The 15,530-nt window shown below is 69.6% G+C and carries 12 protein-coding genes; 3 read left to right on the forward strand and 9 right to left on the reverse strand.

All coding sequences use genetic code 11. The features are described from left to right. Positions 1-68: 68 nt before the first annotated feature. Entirely contained in the window at positions 69-2,666 is a 2,598-nt protein-coding gene (gene clpB / locus AB0924_RS01075) for an ATP-dependent chaperone ClpB (protein ID WP_358933082.1), read from the reverse strand. A gap of 141 nt (positions 2,667-2,807) precedes the next feature. Between clpB and AB0924_RS01080 the strand changes: the two genes are divergently transcribed. Further along, on the forward strand, positions 2,808-3,221 hold the full coding sequence (locus tag AB0924_RS01080) for a PPOX class F420-dependent oxidoreductase (protein ID WP_358933084.1): 414 nt from the start codon (positions 2,808-2,810) through the stop codon (positions 3,219-3,221). A 146-nt stretch (positions 3,222-3,367) separates the two neighbouring features. Here AB0924_RS01080 and AB0924_RS01085 read toward each other — a convergent pair whose 3' ends face one another. Further along, entirely contained in the window at positions 3,368-3,703 is a 336-nt protein-coding gene (locus tag AB0924_RS01085) for a hypothetical protein (protein WP_358933086.1), read from the reverse strand. A gap of 325 nt (positions 3,704-4,028) precedes the next feature. On the opposite strand from AB0924_RS01085, the gene AB0924_RS01090 reads away from it, so the two are divergent. Further along, positions 4,029-5,051: a helix-turn-helix transcriptional regulator gene (locus tag AB0924_RS01090; RefSeq protein WP_358933088.1), complete on the forward strand. Its 1,023-nt coding sequence runs from the start codon at positions 4,029-4,031 to the stop codon at positions 5,049-5,051. 23 nt (positions 5,052-5,074) lie between these two features. Here AB0924_RS01090 and AB0924_RS01095 read toward each other — a convergent pair whose 3' ends face one another. The 7 genes from AB0924_RS01095 to AB0924_RS01125 all read right to left on the reverse strand — a co-directional run bounded on the left by AB0924_RS01095 (position 5,075) and on the right by AB0924_RS01125 (position 13,002). Then, positions 5,075-6,127 (reverse strand): helix-turn-helix transcriptional regulator, encoded by a 1,053-nt coding sequence (locus AB0924_RS01095; protein ID WP_358933090.1) that lies wholly within the window; start codon positions 6,125-6,127, stop codon positions 5,075-5,077. A gap of 175 nt (positions 6,128-6,302) precedes the next feature. Then, a complete protein-coding gene (locus tag AB0924_RS01100) occupies positions 6,303-7,409 on the reverse strand; it encodes a substrate-binding domain-containing protein (protein WP_358933092.1) in 1,107 nt (368 codons plus the stop codon). 309 nt (positions 7,410-7,718) lie between these two features. Then, positions 7,719-8,177, reverse strand: coding sequence for a helix-turn-helix domain-containing protein (locus tag AB0924_RS01105; protein ID WP_359547926.1), 459 nt, complete (start codon positions 8,175-8,177; stop codon positions 7,719-7,721). 7 nt (positions 8,178-8,184) lie between these two features. Then, positions 8,185-9,354, reverse strand: coding sequence for a molecular chaperone DnaJ (gene dnaJ / locus AB0924_RS01110; RefSeq protein ID WP_358933096.1), 1,170 nt, complete (start codon positions 9,352-9,354; stop codon positions 8,185-8,187). Positions 9,355-9,390: 36 nt separating this feature from the next. Beyond that, on the reverse strand, positions 9,391-10,053 hold the full coding sequence (gene grpE / locus AB0924_RS01115; protein WP_358933098.1) for a nucleotide exchange factor GrpE: 663 nt from the start codon (positions 10,051-10,053) through the stop codon (positions 9,391-9,393). Beyond that, positions 10,050-11,888 (reverse strand): molecular chaperone DnaK, encoded by a 1,839-nt coding sequence (gene dnaK / locus AB0924_RS01120; protein ID WP_358933100.1) that lies wholly within the window; start codon positions 11,886-11,888, stop codon positions 10,050-10,052. Before dnaK ends, grpE begins: the two co-directional genes overlap by 4 nt. 94 nt (positions 11,889-11,982) lie before the next feature. Beyond that, positions 11,983-13,002 (reverse strand): MraY family glycosyltransferase, encoded by a 1,020-nt coding sequence (locus AB0924_RS01125; protein ID WP_366910373.1) that lies wholly within the window; start codon positions 13,000-13,002, stop codon positions 11,983-11,985. A gap of 193 nt (positions 13,003-13,195) precedes the next feature. On the opposite strand from AB0924_RS01125, the gene AB0924_RS01130 reads away from it, so the two are divergent. Next, the gene (locus tag AB0924_RS01130; protein WP_366910374.1) at positions 13,196-15,478 is read left to right on the forward strand and encodes a (Fe-S)-binding protein; all 2,283 of its coding nucleotides are present in this window, start codon (positions 13,196-13,198) and stop codon (positions 15,476-15,478) included. Positions 15,479-15,530: the final 52 nt, after the last annotated feature.

Below are 15,530 nucleotides of genomic sequence, written 5' to 3' on the forward strand. Positions count from 1 at the left end.
GGCCGCACGGCACCCGCCCCGCGACCTGGGGGGCGGGGACCCCGCCCCGGGCCTCCCGGCCGTCCGCGTCAGAGCGTCTTGCCCGTCACCGGGCCCACGATCAGACCCTCCTCGAAGCGGTCCACGCGGACCGTGTCGCCGTCCTTGACCTCGCCGGAGAGGATCTCCCTGGCGAGGCGGTCACCGATCGTGGTCTGCACGAGGCGCCGCAGCGGACGGGCGCCGTAGGCCGGGTCCAGGCCCTCCTCGGCGAGCCAGGCCAGCGCCTCGGGCGTGATGTCCAGCGTGAGCCGGCGCTCGGCCAGCCGCCTGGCCAGCCGGTCGATCTGGAGCCCGGCGATCCGCTCCAGTTCGGACTTGGTCAGCGCCGTGAAGACCACCAGGTCGTCGAGCCGGTTGAGGAACTCGGGCTTGAAGGAGGCCCGTACGGCCTCCAGGACCTGCTCCCGCTTCTCCGCCTCGCTGCTCACCGGGTCGACCAGGAACTGGCTGCCCAGGTTGGAGGTGAGCACCAGGATGGTGTTGCGGAAGTCGACCGTGCGGCCCTGACCGTCCGTGAGGCGGCCGTCGTCAAGCACCTGCAGCAGGATGTCGAAGACCTCCGGGTGGGCCTTCTCCACCTCGTCCAGCAGCACCACGCTGTACGGGCGCCGCCGCACCGCCTCGGTGAGCTGGCCGCCCTCCTCGTAGCCGATGTAGCCGGGAGGCGCGCCGACCAGCCGGGCCACGCTGTGCTTCTCGCCGTACTCCGACATGTCGATGCGGACCATGGCCCGCTCGTCGTCGAAGAGGAAGTCGGCGAGCGCCTTTGCCAGCTCGGTCTTGCCGACACCGGTCGGGCCCAGGAAGAGGAAGGAGCCGGTGGGGCGGTCGGGGTCGGCGATCCCGGCCCGGGAGCGCCGTACGGCGTCGCTCACCGCGCGCACGGCCTCGGTCTGGCCGATGAGGCGCCGGCCCAGCTCGTCCTCCATGCGCAGCAGCTTCTGCGTCTCGCCCTCCAGCAGGCGTCCGGCGGGGATGCCGGTCCAGGCGCCGACGACGTCGGCGATGTCGTCGGAGCCGACCTCGTCCTTGACCATGGTGTCCTTGGCGACCTCCTCCTCGGCCTCGGAGGCGGCCTCCAGTTCCTTCTCCAGCTCCGGGATCCGGCCGTAGAGCAGCTTGGCCGCGGTGTCGAAGTCACCGTCGCGCTGGGCGCGTTCGGCCTGGCCGCGCAGGTCGTCCAGGCGCTCCTTCAGCTCGCCGACCCGGTTGAGGGACTGCTTCTCCTTCTCCCAGCGGGCGGTCAGGCCCCGCAGCTCCTCCTCCTTGTCGGCGAGGTCGCGGCGCAGCTTCTCCAGGCGCTCCCGGGAGGCCGGGTCGGTCTCCTTGGCGATCGCCAGCTCCTCCATCTTCAGCCGGTCCACGGAGCGCTGGAGCTCGTCGATCTCCACGGGGGAGGAGTCGATCTCCATACGCAGCCGGGAGGCCGCCTCGTCGACCAGGTCGATGGCCTTGTCGGGCAGGAAGCGGGAGGTGATGTACCGGTCGGACAGGGTGGCGGCGGCCACCAGCGCGCTGTCCGCGATCTGCACCTTGTGGTGGGCCTCGTACCGGCCCTTCAGCCCACGCAGGATGGCGACGGTGTCCTCGACGGTCGGCTCGGCGACCAGCACCTGCTGGAAGCGGCGCTCCAGGGCGGGGTCCTTCTCGATCCGCTCCCGGTACTCGTCCAGGGTCGTGGCGCCGACCATGCGCAGCTCACCGCGGGCCAGCATCGGCTTGAGCATGTTGCCCGCGTCCATGGCGGAGTCGCCGCCGGCACCGGCGCCGACGACGGTGTGCAGCTCGTCGATGAAGGTGATGATCTGCCCGTCGGAGTCCCTGATCTCGGCGAGCACGGACTTCAGCCGCTCCTCGAACTCGCCGCGGTACTTGGCGCCCGCCACCATCGCGCCGAGGTCGAGCGCCACCAGCCGCTTGTCCTTCAGCGACTCGGGCACGTCGCCCTTCACGATCCGCTGGGCGAGCCCCTCGACGACGGCGGTCTTGCCGACGCCGGGCTCACCGATGAGGACGGGGTTGTTCTTGGTACGGCGGCTCAGCACCTGCACGACCCGCCGGATCTCCTGGTCCCGCCCGATGACCGGGTCGAGCCGGCCCTCGCGGGCCGCGGCGGTGAAGTCGGTGCCGAACTTCTCCAGGGCCTTGTACTGGCCCTCGGGATCGGCGGTGGTCACGCGGCGTCCTCCCCTGGCCCTGGTGAAGGCCTCTTCGAGCTTCTTGGCGTCGGCACCCTGCTTCTGGAGCACCTCGCCGGCCGCGCCGCCCTTCGCGGCGATGCCGAGGAGCAGGTGCTCGGTGGACAGGTACTCGTCGCCGAGCGCCTTCGCCCGCTCGGTGGCGTCGGCGATGACCGCGAGCAGCTCGCGGTTGGGCTGCGGGGGCGCGACGGTGGAGCCGGTCACGCTGGGCAGTCCGGCCAGCACGCGCTCGGCGCCGGAGCGTACGGCGGCCTGGTCGGCCTCGACGGCGGCGAGCAGGTCGGTGATGTTCTCGTTGTCCTGGCCCTGGAGCAGAGCCAGCAGCAGGTGAGCGGGGGTGAGGTCCGGGTGCCCCCCGGTGACTGCGCGGTTGCCGGCCGCGTTGATCGCGTCCCGGCTCCTGTTGGTCAGCTCGGCGTCCACGTGTCCGTTCTCCTCCTCGGCGTCGGCTCGGCGGCCGGATCCTTCCCAGTGCTGACTTGACCAGCGTACGCAAAGTTGAGTCTATTCCACTCAAGGCACGGCAGGCCGCGAGACGGGGGCATTTGCGGCTAGGTTTCGGCCATGGCCAAGCACTCCATAGACCCGGCTGCCCCGGACGAGCCGTATCTCGCCTTCTGGCGGGAACGGCATCTGTGCACCCTGACGACCCTGCGCCCCGACGGCAGCCCGCACGTGGTACCGGTCGGGGTCACGTACGACCCCGAGGCGCGGCTGGCCCGGGTGATCACCAACGGGGGCAGCGCGAAGGCGGCCCACGTCCGCGCGGCCGGTGCCGAGGGTGCGCGGGTCGCGGTGTGCCAGGTGGACGGCCGCCGGTGGGCCACGCTGGAGGGCCGGGCGCGGGTGCGCGACGACCGGGAGCGGGTCGCGGAGGCGGAGCGGCGGTACGCCGAGCGCTACCACCGGGTGCCGGCGGAGAACCCGCGGCGGGTGGTGATCGAGATCGAGATCGAGCGGGCGCTTGGGCACGGCTGACAAACGATCGGTTTCAGCCGACGTGGCCGCGCTCCCACACCCGGAAATGTGCCCATAAAACTGCAGCGGCGTCACCGTGTTCAGGTCACGGTGACGCCGCTGCGGGGGGAAGCACCTGAGCGATCTTTTACGACGGGGGAATCGCGTCAGGCACTGCGGGGGGTGGCTGAGATGGTCGTGAGTTCCGGGTCCTCCGGCTCCGCGAGGCGGTGGTCCCTTTGATCCAGGTTCACAAAGATCATGCCGTAGCGGATCGCGCACCGCACCGGCTGTGGCGCCCCGCGCGGCTTGCGCAGGCACCGGTAGGCCCGTACGTCCTCGTCATCGTCCCGGGTGACGACGACCGGCTCTCCGAACACGGTCACCATCAACGAGTCACCACTGTGGGGGATGGCGGTGACCAGGTCGATGAAGTGCCAGCCGGAGCGGTAGGCGGTGGCCATCTCCCGCCGGAAGGATCGGTCGTCGGGTGGAGTGGTCACGTCAACTCCACACGGTGTCGTCCGCGATGGCAGCTGAGGCGCCATTACCGGCAGGGCCGGCGGGAGCAGTTACGGACCAGACGGTGTCCGCTCGAACGTCACCCTTCGCGCCAGAGAGGCCACTCAGCGATCCAAAGGCCACCACGGCGGAGAAGGCAGCGACAAGTACCGAGCGAAGCATTCTCTTACGCATAGTCGGCTTCGTCCTCACTTGAAAGTCCCCTACTTCCCCCGTCGAACAAGACGATGGCTCATTCGGGCACGTCATGGCCACACAATCAGTGCATCATGTTCCTGCACGTTCAGGACCCTGGGGGGTGGAGATTTGGCAACGGATCGGACTAAAGAGACACATTCCCATGCCCTGACGGACCTGTGCGAGGACGGTACCCGCCTCTACGCGAACGCGCTGCGCACGGGACGTATCGCCCGCGCCGACGTGGGCATTGCTCCCTGTCTGATGGAGTTCGCGCTCCTCCATCCCGATCCTGACGATGTCAACTGGCTGCTGCCCGTGCCTCCGTCGGTCGCCCTGGCCCAGCGCCTCAATCCCCTCGAGCGCGAAATCAGCGAGCGCAGGCGGCTGTCAACCGGACTCGCGGAGGCTTTCGAACCGTTCTTGGCCCTCAGCGCCCAGGTGACGGCCTCCACGCACTCCATCACTGTGCTGGAGGGGCTCGACCGGATCAACGCGGCGCTCGACCTGGCGACCGCCCAGTGCCAGAAAGAGGTCCTCACGGTCCAGCCGAGCGCCCGGCACCCCGAGCGCAGACTCATCGAAGGACTGGAACGTGACAAGCCGCTGCTCGACCGCGGAGTACGGATCCGGACCCTGTACCAGCACACCGCCCGGTACAGCCCGGAGAGACTCGCCTACGTCGATCAGCTCGCCGCCGGCAAGGCGGAGTACCGCACCATCGACGAACTCGTCGAGCGCCTCATCATCTGCGACGAGACGGTGGCCTTCATCCCCGTCCGCGACGACCGGCAGGTCGCCCTCGAACTCCGGCATCCCGGACTCGTCGGCTATCTGATCAAGGTCTTCGAGTTCATGTGGGACCGCGCCGTCCCGCTGAGTGCGGGCGCCCCGTACGAGACGGCTCCCGACGGCATCACGGAGATCCAGCACTCCATAGCCAAGCTCCTCGTCGAGGGCCACGTCGACGAGGCGATCGCCCGGCGTCTCGGCATGAACGTGCGCACCTGCCGTGCCCACATCGCCAAGCTCGCCCTGGCCCTCGGCAGCGGCAGCCGCGCCCAGCTCGGCTATCTCATCGCCCGCTCCGGGCTGCTGGACCAGGAACCGGCCCCGGAGCCCGGGATGCCGGCCCCGGGGGAGCACGACTGACGCAAGGGCGTGGCCCGGGCGCCTCAGCGCACGCTCGGCGAGCCCTGGCCGGGCAACCCCAGCGCGGCGGGCGTGGCCGGCGGTCCGCTGTGCGGGGGCCGGTCCAGGCCAACCTGGGCGATCCGCACGCCCAGTTGGGTCCGGCTCGCCGCGCCGAGCGTGTCCGACAGCCGGGCGATGTGCGACCGGCAGGTACGGACGCTGATGCCGAGCCGTTCGGCGATCACCGCGTCCTGGTGGCCCTCGGCGAGCAGCGCGGCGATGGACCGCTCGCGGTGCGAGATGCCCTCGATGCCGGTGTCGGGCAGCGGCGCCGTCAGCGGCAGCGCCAAACGCCAGAGCCGCTCGAAGACGGTCACCAGGTACTCGACCAGCGCCGGGTGCCGCAGTTCCAGGGCGATCGTGCGCTCGGAGTTGGCGGGGATGAACGCGACCGTGCGGTCGAAGAGGATCAGCCGGTCGATGACCTCGTCCAGGGTGCGGGCCTCGACCGCCCCGCCCATCAGCTCCAGGTAGTTGAGCAGCCCCTGCCCGTGCCGGGCCACGTGCGTGTACAGGTCGCGCATGCGCACGCCCCGGCCGCGCAGTGCCAGCGCCCGGTGCAGCCCCTCGGACAGCTCGGCCTCGCGGCGGATGCCGCCCGGCTGCACCGTGAGCACCTCCACGGTGCACGCGGCGGTCGCCTCGTCCATCGCGGCCTGGATGCGGGAGAGCCCGTCCAGCACCCGGATGGCCGTGCCCTCACCGGACGCCGACAGCGCCTGGAGCTGCCGCCCCAGGCCCGCGTACCACTCGAAGGCGGCGACCGCCGAGCCCACCCGTCGCTGGCTCTCCCTGACCTCGTCCTGGACCCCGCGCAGCAGCCGGGTCATGACCTCCTGCGGTGAGGTCGGCACCAGCCAGTCCATGTCGTCCGGATCGGGGTGCAGCAGGGCCAGTTCCAGCAGGCAGGGCACCGGCTCGGCGTCCGTGCGCGGCACCCGCCCCCGGCGTACGGCCCGGGAATACACGCGATCCCCGGCCCCGCACAGCCGGTCGGCACCGTGAGGGTGCTCTTCCGCCCCGTGCCCGGCCATCGCCCATTCCACCCCCGGTTGCTGCCACTTCCGCAGCGCAACTATGCGCGGCCGGGACCGGGTCCGCAACACGGCTCCGGTCGCACCGGGCAGGGAAAAGGGCCGGTATGTGACGTTGTGTACGATCTTCCGCCCGCCGCACCGCAACAAGCTGCGGGGGGGGGTGGGACGCGGGCTACTTCAGGCCGATCGACGCGCAGGCCGCCTTGTACTTGGCCGTGCAGATGTCGCCGACCGAGTAGATGCCGTCGGCGATGACGGTGTCCTTGATCTTGCCCTGGGTCAGGGCGCTCACCTGGACGAGCCGGGACGGGATGTCCTTGTCGGTGGGGCTGTCGACCCGGTCCTGGGTCAGCGCGTCGAACTGGATGTCCTTGCCCTGCACCTTGGTGACGGCCATCTGGGCGGCTGCCTCGGCCTCGTCCGGGTAGGACTTGTAGACGCTCATGTACTGCTCGCCGGCGACGATCCGCTGCACGGCGTCCAGTTCGGCGTCCTGGCCGGTGATCGGGGGCAGCTTGCTGACACCGGCCGCCGTGAGGGCCTTGATGACACCGCCCGCCATGCCGTCGTTGGCCGCGTAGACCGCGGCGATGTTGTCCTTGCCGATCTCGGCGATCACCTTGGTCATGTAGGCCTGGGCGTTCTCCGGCTTCCAGTCGGGGGTGTCGTAGGCCTTCACGATGTCGACCTTGCCGTTCAGCTCGGACAGCGCGCCCTGCTTGAACTGCTTGGCGTTGGGGTCGGTGGGCGAGCCGTTCACCATGACGACCTTGTCGGAGGTGTCCACGCCCGAGCCCAGGGCCTCGAGCAGCGTGCGGCCCTGCACCTCGCCGACCAGCTCGTTGTCGAAGGAGATGTAGGCGTCGATCGGGCCCTCGGCGAGACGGTCGTAGGCGATGACCGGGATACCCGCCTCCTTGGCCTTCTTCACCTCGCCGACGATGCCGTGCGAGTCGACCGCGTCGAGCAGGATGACGTCGACCTTGTCGTCGATCATCGCCTGCATCTGGCCGGCCTGCCGGGCGGCGTCCGCGTCCGCGTTGGCGTACCGGACCGTGCCCTTCTTGCGGGTCAGTTCGGACACCTTGGCCTTGATGATCGGGTAGTCGAACTTGTCGTAGCGGGTGTTCGCCTTCTCCGGCAGCAGCAGCCCGACGGTGACGTCGTCACCCTTCGTCGGGCTCGCGCTCGCACCGTCTCCCGTCGCGTCCAGCACGCCACACCCGGCGAGCGAAAGGATCATCGTGGACGCGGCCACGGATATGGCGATACGACGCATTCGAGGGCTCACTTCAGGTGCGATCCGGACGTGGGTGCTTCTTTACGACCCAGGTGTCTGAAAAGACAACGCGGAGCGGCCACCCGGCGTCAAGCGGAACTACTTAACGAGTGCGCAACAGCACGCTCCGCTGCACCTGTGAAGGAGGAGCGGAATCACCTCCAAGCACTCTTTACGGACCCTCCACGTAAAGGAAGTTCACGGGTGGGCAAAGATCCGGGCAACCGTCGGGGGGCCGCCGCGCACGCGGAAGGGGCCGGAGACGGTCTCCCGTCTCCGGCCCCTTCCGGTGCCGCTTCCCGTGGGCGGTCAGTCCGCCTGCTGCTGCCGCTTCGGCCGCCAGACCACCAGCGCGCTGGTCTGCTGCACCTCCTGATACGGCACCAGGTCGCGCCGGTAGGAGGCGTGGACGGCGGCCTCGCGCTGCTGCATCGCGGCCGCCGCGCCCTCCAGGGCCGCCTGCAGCTCCGCCACGCGGGACTGGAGCGCGACGACCTGGTTCTCCAGTTCGATGATGCGCTTGATACCGGCCAGGTTGATGCCCTCGTCCTGGGACAACGCCTGCACCTGACGGAGCAGTTCGATGTCCCGGGCCGAGTAGCGGCGGCCCCGCCCCGCCGTGCGGTCCGGGGAGACCAGACCGAGCCGGTCGTACTGGCGCAGCGTCTGCGGATGGAGTCCGGAGAGCTGGGCCGCCACCGAGATGACGTAGACCGGGGTCTCCTCGGTCAGTTCATACGGGTTACGCCGACGGCCGGGTGTGTCCATGGGGCTCTCAATCTCCCTTCGCGGCCTCGAACAGCTCCGCCCGCGGGTCCTCCCCCGCGGTCGCCTCGCGATACGCCTCCAGCACCTCACGAGCCTTCCCCGACAGGTCCTTCGGGACACTCACCTCGACGGTGACCAGAAGGTCGCCCCGGGTGCCGTCCTTGCGGACCGCGCCCTTGCCCCGGGCGCGCATGGTGCGGCCGTTCGGGGTGCCGGGCGGCAGTTTCAGGGTGACCGGAGGGCCGCCGAGGGTCGGGACCCGCACCTCGCCGCCGAGGGCCGCCTCCGGGTACGTCACCGGCACGGTGACGGTGAGATTGTCGTCCTTGCGCCCGAACACCGGGTGCTCGCCGACGTGCACGACGACGTAGAGGTCGCCCGCCGGTCCGCCCCGCTCGCCGGGCGCCCCCTTGCCGCGCAGCCGGATCCGCTGCCCGTCCGTCACTCCGGCCGGGATGCGGACCTGCATGGTGCGCGAGGACTTGGCACGGCCGCTGCCCTTGCACTCCAGGCAGGGGTGCTCGGCGATCAGGCCGCGGCCCTTGCAGTCGGGGCAGGGATCGGTGAGCGAGAACCCGCCGCCCGAGCCCCGGGCGACCTGCCCGGTGCCGACGCAGGTCGGGCACACGCGCGGCGTGCCGTTCTTGTCGCCGGTGCCCGAACAGGCCTTGCAGGGTGCCTGGGAGGACATCCGCAGCGGCACCGTGGCGCCCTCGATGGCCTCCGTGAAGCTCAGCGTGACCTCGGTGTCGATGTCCTGGCCGCGCCGCGGCTGGGTACGGGTCGTGCCCGTGCCGCCGCGGTTGAACAGGCCGCCGAAGACGTCGCCGAGCCCGCCGCCGAAGCCGCCCGAACTCTGCGCGTTGCCCCCGAAGAGGTCACCGAGGTCGAAGTTGAAGTTGCCGCCGCCGGCGCCCGGCCCGGGGCGGAAGCCGCCGTTGCCGAACAGGGCGCGCGCCTCGTCGTACTCCTTGCGCTTCTTCGGGTCGCCGAGGACGTCGTTCGCCTCGGAGATCTCCTTGAACCGCTCCTCGGCCTTGACGTTTCCCTTGTTGGCGTCCGGGTGGAACTCGCGCGCGAGCTTCCGGTACGCCTTCTTGATCTCGGCCTCGGTGGCGTCCTTGGGGACGCCGAGGACCTTGTAGTAGTCCTTCTCGATGAAGTCCTTGGTACTCATCCCCGACGTCCCTCCTTCCTGTCCACGGTGATTACGTCAGCCCTCCTCCGGGCCACCGTTCTCCTTGTCGTCCGCCGCGTCCGCCTCGGTGTTCTCCTCGGCGCCCTCGGCCTTGACGGTCTGCGCGCCGGGCTGCGGTTCGGCGACGGCCACCCGCGCGGGGCGGATGGTGCGCTCGCCGATGCGATACCCGGGCTGCAGGATGGCCACGCACGTCGTCTCGGTGACGTCCGGCGCGTAGCTGTGCATCAGGGCCTCGTGGATCGTCGGGTCGAAGGGCTCGCCCTCCTTGCCGAACTGCTGCAGGCCCATCTTGGCCGCGACGGTCTCCAGCGACTCGGCCACCGACTTGAAGCCGCCGACCAGTTCGCCGTGTTCCCGTGCCCGGCCGATGTCGTCGAGCACGGGCAGGAGCTCGGTCAGGAGGTTCGCGACGGCGATCTCCCGGACCGCGACCCGGTCGCGTTCGACGCGGCGGCGGTAGTTCTGGTACTCGGCCTGCAGGCGCTGGAGGTCAAGCGTGCGCTCGTTCAGCGCCGTGCGCACCTGGTCCAGCTGTGCCACCAGGCCGGCGTCTGCGGTTGCGTCCCCGGCCGGGGCCGCCCCCTCCTCGGGGGCGGCCTTCGGCTCGGCGTCGTCGGGGGTGGCGCCGGAGGGGACGTCGGGCTTCTCCTCGAAGCCCGGGGTCTCCTCCGTCACGCGGCACCGTCCTTGCGCTCGTCGTCGACGATCTCGGCGTCCACGACGTCGTCGTCCGCCCTGGCCTCACCCTCGGGCGCGCCACCGGCGGCCTGGGCGGCCTGGGCGTCGGCGTACATGGCCTGACCCAGCTTCTGCGAGACGGCCGCGACCTTCTCGGTGGCCGTGCGGATCTCGGCGGTGTCCTCGCCCTTGAGCTTCTCCTTCAGCTCGGCGACGGCCTCCTCGACCTCGGTCTTGACCTCGCCCGGGACCTTGTCCTCGTTGTCCTTGAGGAACTTCTCGGTCTGGTAGACGAGCTGCTCGCCCTGGTTGCGGGTCTCGGCGGCCTCGCGGCGGGCGTGGTCCTCCTCCGCGTACTTCTCGGCCTCCTGGCGCATGCGGTCGACCTCGTCCTTCGGCAGCGAGGAGCCGCCGGTGACGGTCATCTTCTGCTCCTTGCCCGTGCCGAGGTCCTTCGCGGTCACGTGCATGATGCCGTTGGCGTCGATGTCGAAGGCGACCTCGATCTGCGGGACACCACGCGGGGCCGGCGGCAGACCGGTCAGCTCGAACATCCCGAGCTTCTTGTTGTACGCCGCGATCTCGCGCTCGCCCTGGTAGACCTGGATCTGCACGGAGGGCTGGTTGTCCTCGGCGGTGGTGAAGATCTCGGACCGCTTGGTCGGGATCGTCGTGTTCCGCTCGATGAGCTTCGTCATGATGCCGCCCTTGGTCTCGATGCCGAGGGACAGCGGGGTCACGTCGAGGAGCAGGACGTCCTTGACCTCACCCTTGAGGACACCGGCCTGGAGGGCGGCGCCGATGGCGACGACCTCGTCCGGGTTCACGCCCTTGTTGGCCTCGTTGCCACCGGTCAGCTCCTTGACGAGCTCGGCGACGGCCGGCATACGGGTGGAGCCGCCGACGAGGACGACGTGGTCGATCTCGCCGAGCTGGATGCCCGCGTCCTTGATGACGTTGTGGAACGGCGTCTTGCAGCGCTCCAGCAGGTCCGCGGTCAGCTGCTGGAACTGGGCGCGGGTGAGCTTCTCGTCCAGGTGCAGCGGGCCCTCGGCGGACGCGGTGATGTAGGGCAGGTTGATCGAGGTCTCGGTGGACGAGGACAGCTCGATCTTCGCCTTCTCGGCGGCCTCGCGCAGACGCTGCAGCGCCATCTTGTCCTTGGACAGGTCCACGCCGTGACCGGACTGGAACTGCTTGACCAGGTAGTCGACGACACGCTGGTCCCAGTCGTCACCACCGAGGTGGTTGTCACCGTTGGTGGCCTTCACCTCGACGACGCCGTCGCCGATCTCCAGGAGGGACACGTCGAAGGTGCCGCCACCGAGGTCGAAGACGAGGATCGTCTGGTCGTCCTTGTCGAGGCCGTAGGCGAGCGCCGCGGCGGTGGGCTCGTTGACGATGCGCAGGACGTTCAGGCCGGCGATCTCGCCGGCCTCCTTCGTCGCCTGGCGCTCGGAGTCGTTGAAGTAGGCCGGGACGGTGATGACCGCGTCCGTGACCTTCTCGCCGAGGTAGGACTCGGCGTCCCGCTTCAGCTTCTGCAGGATGAAGGCGGAGATCTGCTGCGGGTTGAAGTCCTTCCCGTCGAGCTGGATCTTCCAGTCGGTGCCCATGTGGCGCTTGACGGACCGGATGGTCCGGTCCACGTTCGTGACCGCCTGGCGCTTGGCCACCTCGCCGACGAGCACTTCACCGTTCTTCGCGAAGGCGACGACGGACGGCGTGGTCCTGGCACCCTCGGCGTTGGTGATGACGGTGGGCTCGCCGCCCTCCAGAACGCTGACGACGGAGTTAGTCGTGCCCAGGTCGATGCCGACCGCACGTGCCATGGTTGATTCCTCCAGCTGACTTGAGTGGAACAGGCTCAAGTGTGCATGAGCGGGCCCGCGCGGTCAACAGACCTGAGTCAACAGGACTCAACTCTTATCCGTTCCTTACACGCAACTGGCCGCTGACCTGCGTCGATACCGTCCGCCGGGGCGGCTGGACAGGGATGCGAAGGAGTACGAGAACGGCGAAGACCACCCCGCCGACCACCCACAGCACCGCCCTGTCCCCGGTCCACCCCGTGTGCACGAGCACCCCCACGAGCACGGAGGAGAAGGACCCGGCACCCAGCAGCACGACCGCCCCCGGCGGGGTCGGCCCGAGCCGCCGCAGCCGGTGCGCCAGATGGTCCGGGCCCCGCCTGAGCAGCGGGCGGCGGGAGGTGAGCCGGGCGAGGACGACCAGCAGGAAGTCCGCGGCGGCCACGGCGCTCAGGCTGAACACCACTCCCGCGCTCTGCTCGAGCTCGTACCCCGCGCGCGTGAAGACAACGGCCGAGGAGAGCAGGAATCCGGTGAAGAGCGACCCGCAGGCCCCGAGCCCCACGCGCGCGGGATGCCAGTTGTGCATCAGGAAGCCGGTCAGCGCGGCGGCGAACACACTGAGCAGCACCGCGAGCCCGTCCATCAGCTCCGCCGCGGCGCAGACCCCCGCGCCGAAGGCGGTGACCACCCCCACGGTCCCGGCCAGCCCGTCGGCGTGGTCGAGCCCCTTGAAGGCGAGGGTGGCGAAGACGATCCAGCCCACGGCCAGGAGGCCGCCCCAGGCGCCCGTCTCGTCGTACGGCACCACACAGGCCGCCGCCACGGCCGCGCCGGTGACCAGCACCCGCGCGCGCAGCCGCCACACGTCGGCGACCAGCCCCAGTAAGGCGATCCCGGCGGCGACGGCCAGGAGCCGGCCGACCCCGTCCCCGAACGGCGCGACCCCGAGCCACTCCCCCGCCCAGGCGACCAGGCAGGTGACGGCCACGACGGCCACTCCGCCGAGCACCGGAAGGGGCCGCTGCCGCCGCCGGTCCACGATTCCCGCGCGCAGCGCGGGCATCCGGAGCAGCGCCGCGAGCACGGCGGTGAGGAGGAGGGCGGCGCAGGCCGCGGCGATCCCGTAGAGCACGGCTCTAAGTTAGGCGCGAAAGTAGCAATTCGGTACGAATAACACGATCAGATTGCCGCTCGGCTGAGGCACACCTCAGCGATCCAGATCACCTCGCGCCTGGCTACAGTGCGAGTAAAGATGCGGGTAGTCTCGAACGGACTGCATAAGTTACCGCTTAGTAATTTCCCTCGCAGGCCCGAGGAGCCCCGAAATGCAACTCGCCGCGATCATCGTGTCGCTGGTTCTGATCGTGGTCGGCGTGGCCCTGTTCGCCCGCGCCCTCCTGCAGATCTACAACTTCATGCGGCTCGGCCAGAACGTGCCCGCGGGCACCCGAACCGACGAGCCCGGCCGGCGCACCGTCACCGTGGTCAGGGAGTTCCTCGGCCACACCCGGATGAACCGCTGGGGCATCGTCGGTGTCGCGCACTGGTTCGTGGCGGTCGGTTTCTTCTCGCTGCTGCTGACGATCGTCAACGCCATCGGCCAGCTGTTCCAGGCCGACTGGATCCTGCCGGTCATCGGCGACTGGGCGCCGTACAACGTCTTCGTCGAGTTCATCGGCACGATGACGGTGCTCGGCATCCTCGCCCTGATCGTCATCCGGCAGCTCACGCACCCGCGCAAGCCGGGCCGCAAGTCCCGCTTCGCCGGCTCCAACTTCGGCCAGGCGTACTTCGTCGAGGCCGTCATCCTCATCGTCGGCGTCTGCATCTTCATGCTGCACGCGCTGGAGGGCGCCCAGCACCACGTGGACGGCTACGAGGCCTCGTTCTTCATCTCGTACCCGGTCGTCCACTGGCTCGAGGGCATGGACGTCTCCACGCTCCAGAACCTCACCTACTTCTTCGCGGGCCTGAAGATCGCGACGTCCTTCATCTGGATGATCACCGTCGCCCTGAAGACCGACATGGGTGTGGCCTGGCACCGCTTCCTCGCCTTCCCGAACATCTGGTTCAAGCGCAACGCCGACGGCGGAACCTCCCTCGGCGCCCTGCTCCCGATGACCTCCGGCGGCGAGCCGATCAACTTCGAGGACCCGGGCGAGGACGACGTCTTCGGCGTGTCCCAGGTCGAGCAGTTCTCCTGGAAGGGCCTGCTGGACTTCTCCACCTGCACCGAGTGCGGCCGCTGCCAGTCGCAGTGCCCCGCCTGGAACACCGGCAAGCCGCTCTCCCCGAAGCTGCTGATCATGTCGCTGCGGGACCACGCGCACGCCAAGGCGCCGTACCTGCTGGCCGGCGGCGGCAAGACCATGGAGGGCGAGGAGAAGGCCTCCGAGGAGCAGCTCAAGGACGTGCCCGCCGCCGCCCTCGCGGAGGCCGAGCGCCCGCTGATCGGCACCGCCGAGGAGAACGGCGTCATCGACCCGGACGTCCTGTGGTCCTGCACCACCTGCGGCGCCTGCGTCGAGCAGTGCCCCGTCGACATCGAGCACGTCGACCACATCGTCGACATGCGCCGCTACCAGGTCATGATCGAGTCCGCGTTCCCGTCCGAGGCGGGCACGATGCTCAAGAACCTGGAGAAGAAGGGCAACCCCTGGGGCCTGGCCAAGAAGCAGCGCCTGGAGTGGCTCAAGGAGCTCGACTTCGAGGTCCCGGTCGTCGGCAAGGACATCGAGGACCTCACCGAGGTCGAGTACCTCTACTGGGTCGGCTGCGCCGGCGCCCTGGAGGACCGCGCCAAGAAGACCACCAAGGCCTTCGCCGAGCTGCTACACATCGCGGGCGTGAAGTTCGCGATCATGGGCGGCGACGAGAAGTGCACCGGTGACTCCGCCCGCCGCCTGGGCAACGAGCCCCTGTTCCAGGAGCTCGGCATGGAGAACGTCATGGCCCTGAACACGGCGTTCGGCGAGGAGCTGGACGACGACGGCAAGGTCACGGCGGAGTCCAGGAAGCCGAAGTCGGCGAAGCGGATCGTCGCCACCTGCCCGCACTGCCTCAACACCCTCGGCAACGAGTACCCGCAGCTCGGCGGCGACTACGAGGTCATCCACCACACCCAGCTGCTCCAGCACCTGGTGGACGAGGGCAAGCTCGTCCCGGTCACCCCGGTCGAGGGCATCATCACCTACCACGACCCGTGCTACCTGGGCCGCCACAACAAGATCTACACGCCCCCGCGCGAGATCATCGGCAAGGTCCCGGGCCTGCGCAACGAGGAGATGCACCGCCACAAGGAGCGCGGCTTCTGCTGCGGCGCCGGCGGCGCCCGGATGTGGATGGAGGAGCGGATCGGCAAGCGCATCAACAACGAGCGCGTCGACGAGGCCCTCTCCCTCAACCCGGACATCGTCTCCACCGCCTGCCCGTTCTGCCTGGTCATGCTGACCGACTCGGTCAACGGCAAGAAGAACGACGGCAAGGCCAAGGAGTCCATCCAGGTCGTGGACGTCGCCCAGCTGCTCCTCGACTCCGTCAGAACGCCGGTCGACCCGGCGGGCGAGGCGGAGACGGAGAGCGAGCCGGAGCCCGAGCCGGTGAAGTGACCACCCGCTGAACAGCCCACGGCGCCCCCCTGACCGCACGGCGGACCGGGGG

Source organism: Streptomyces sp. NPDC047869 (assembly GCF_040704065.1).
In the GTDB taxonomy this organism is placed as follows: domain Bacteria; phylum Actinomycetota; class Actinomycetes; order Streptomycetales; family Streptomycetaceae; genus Streptomyces.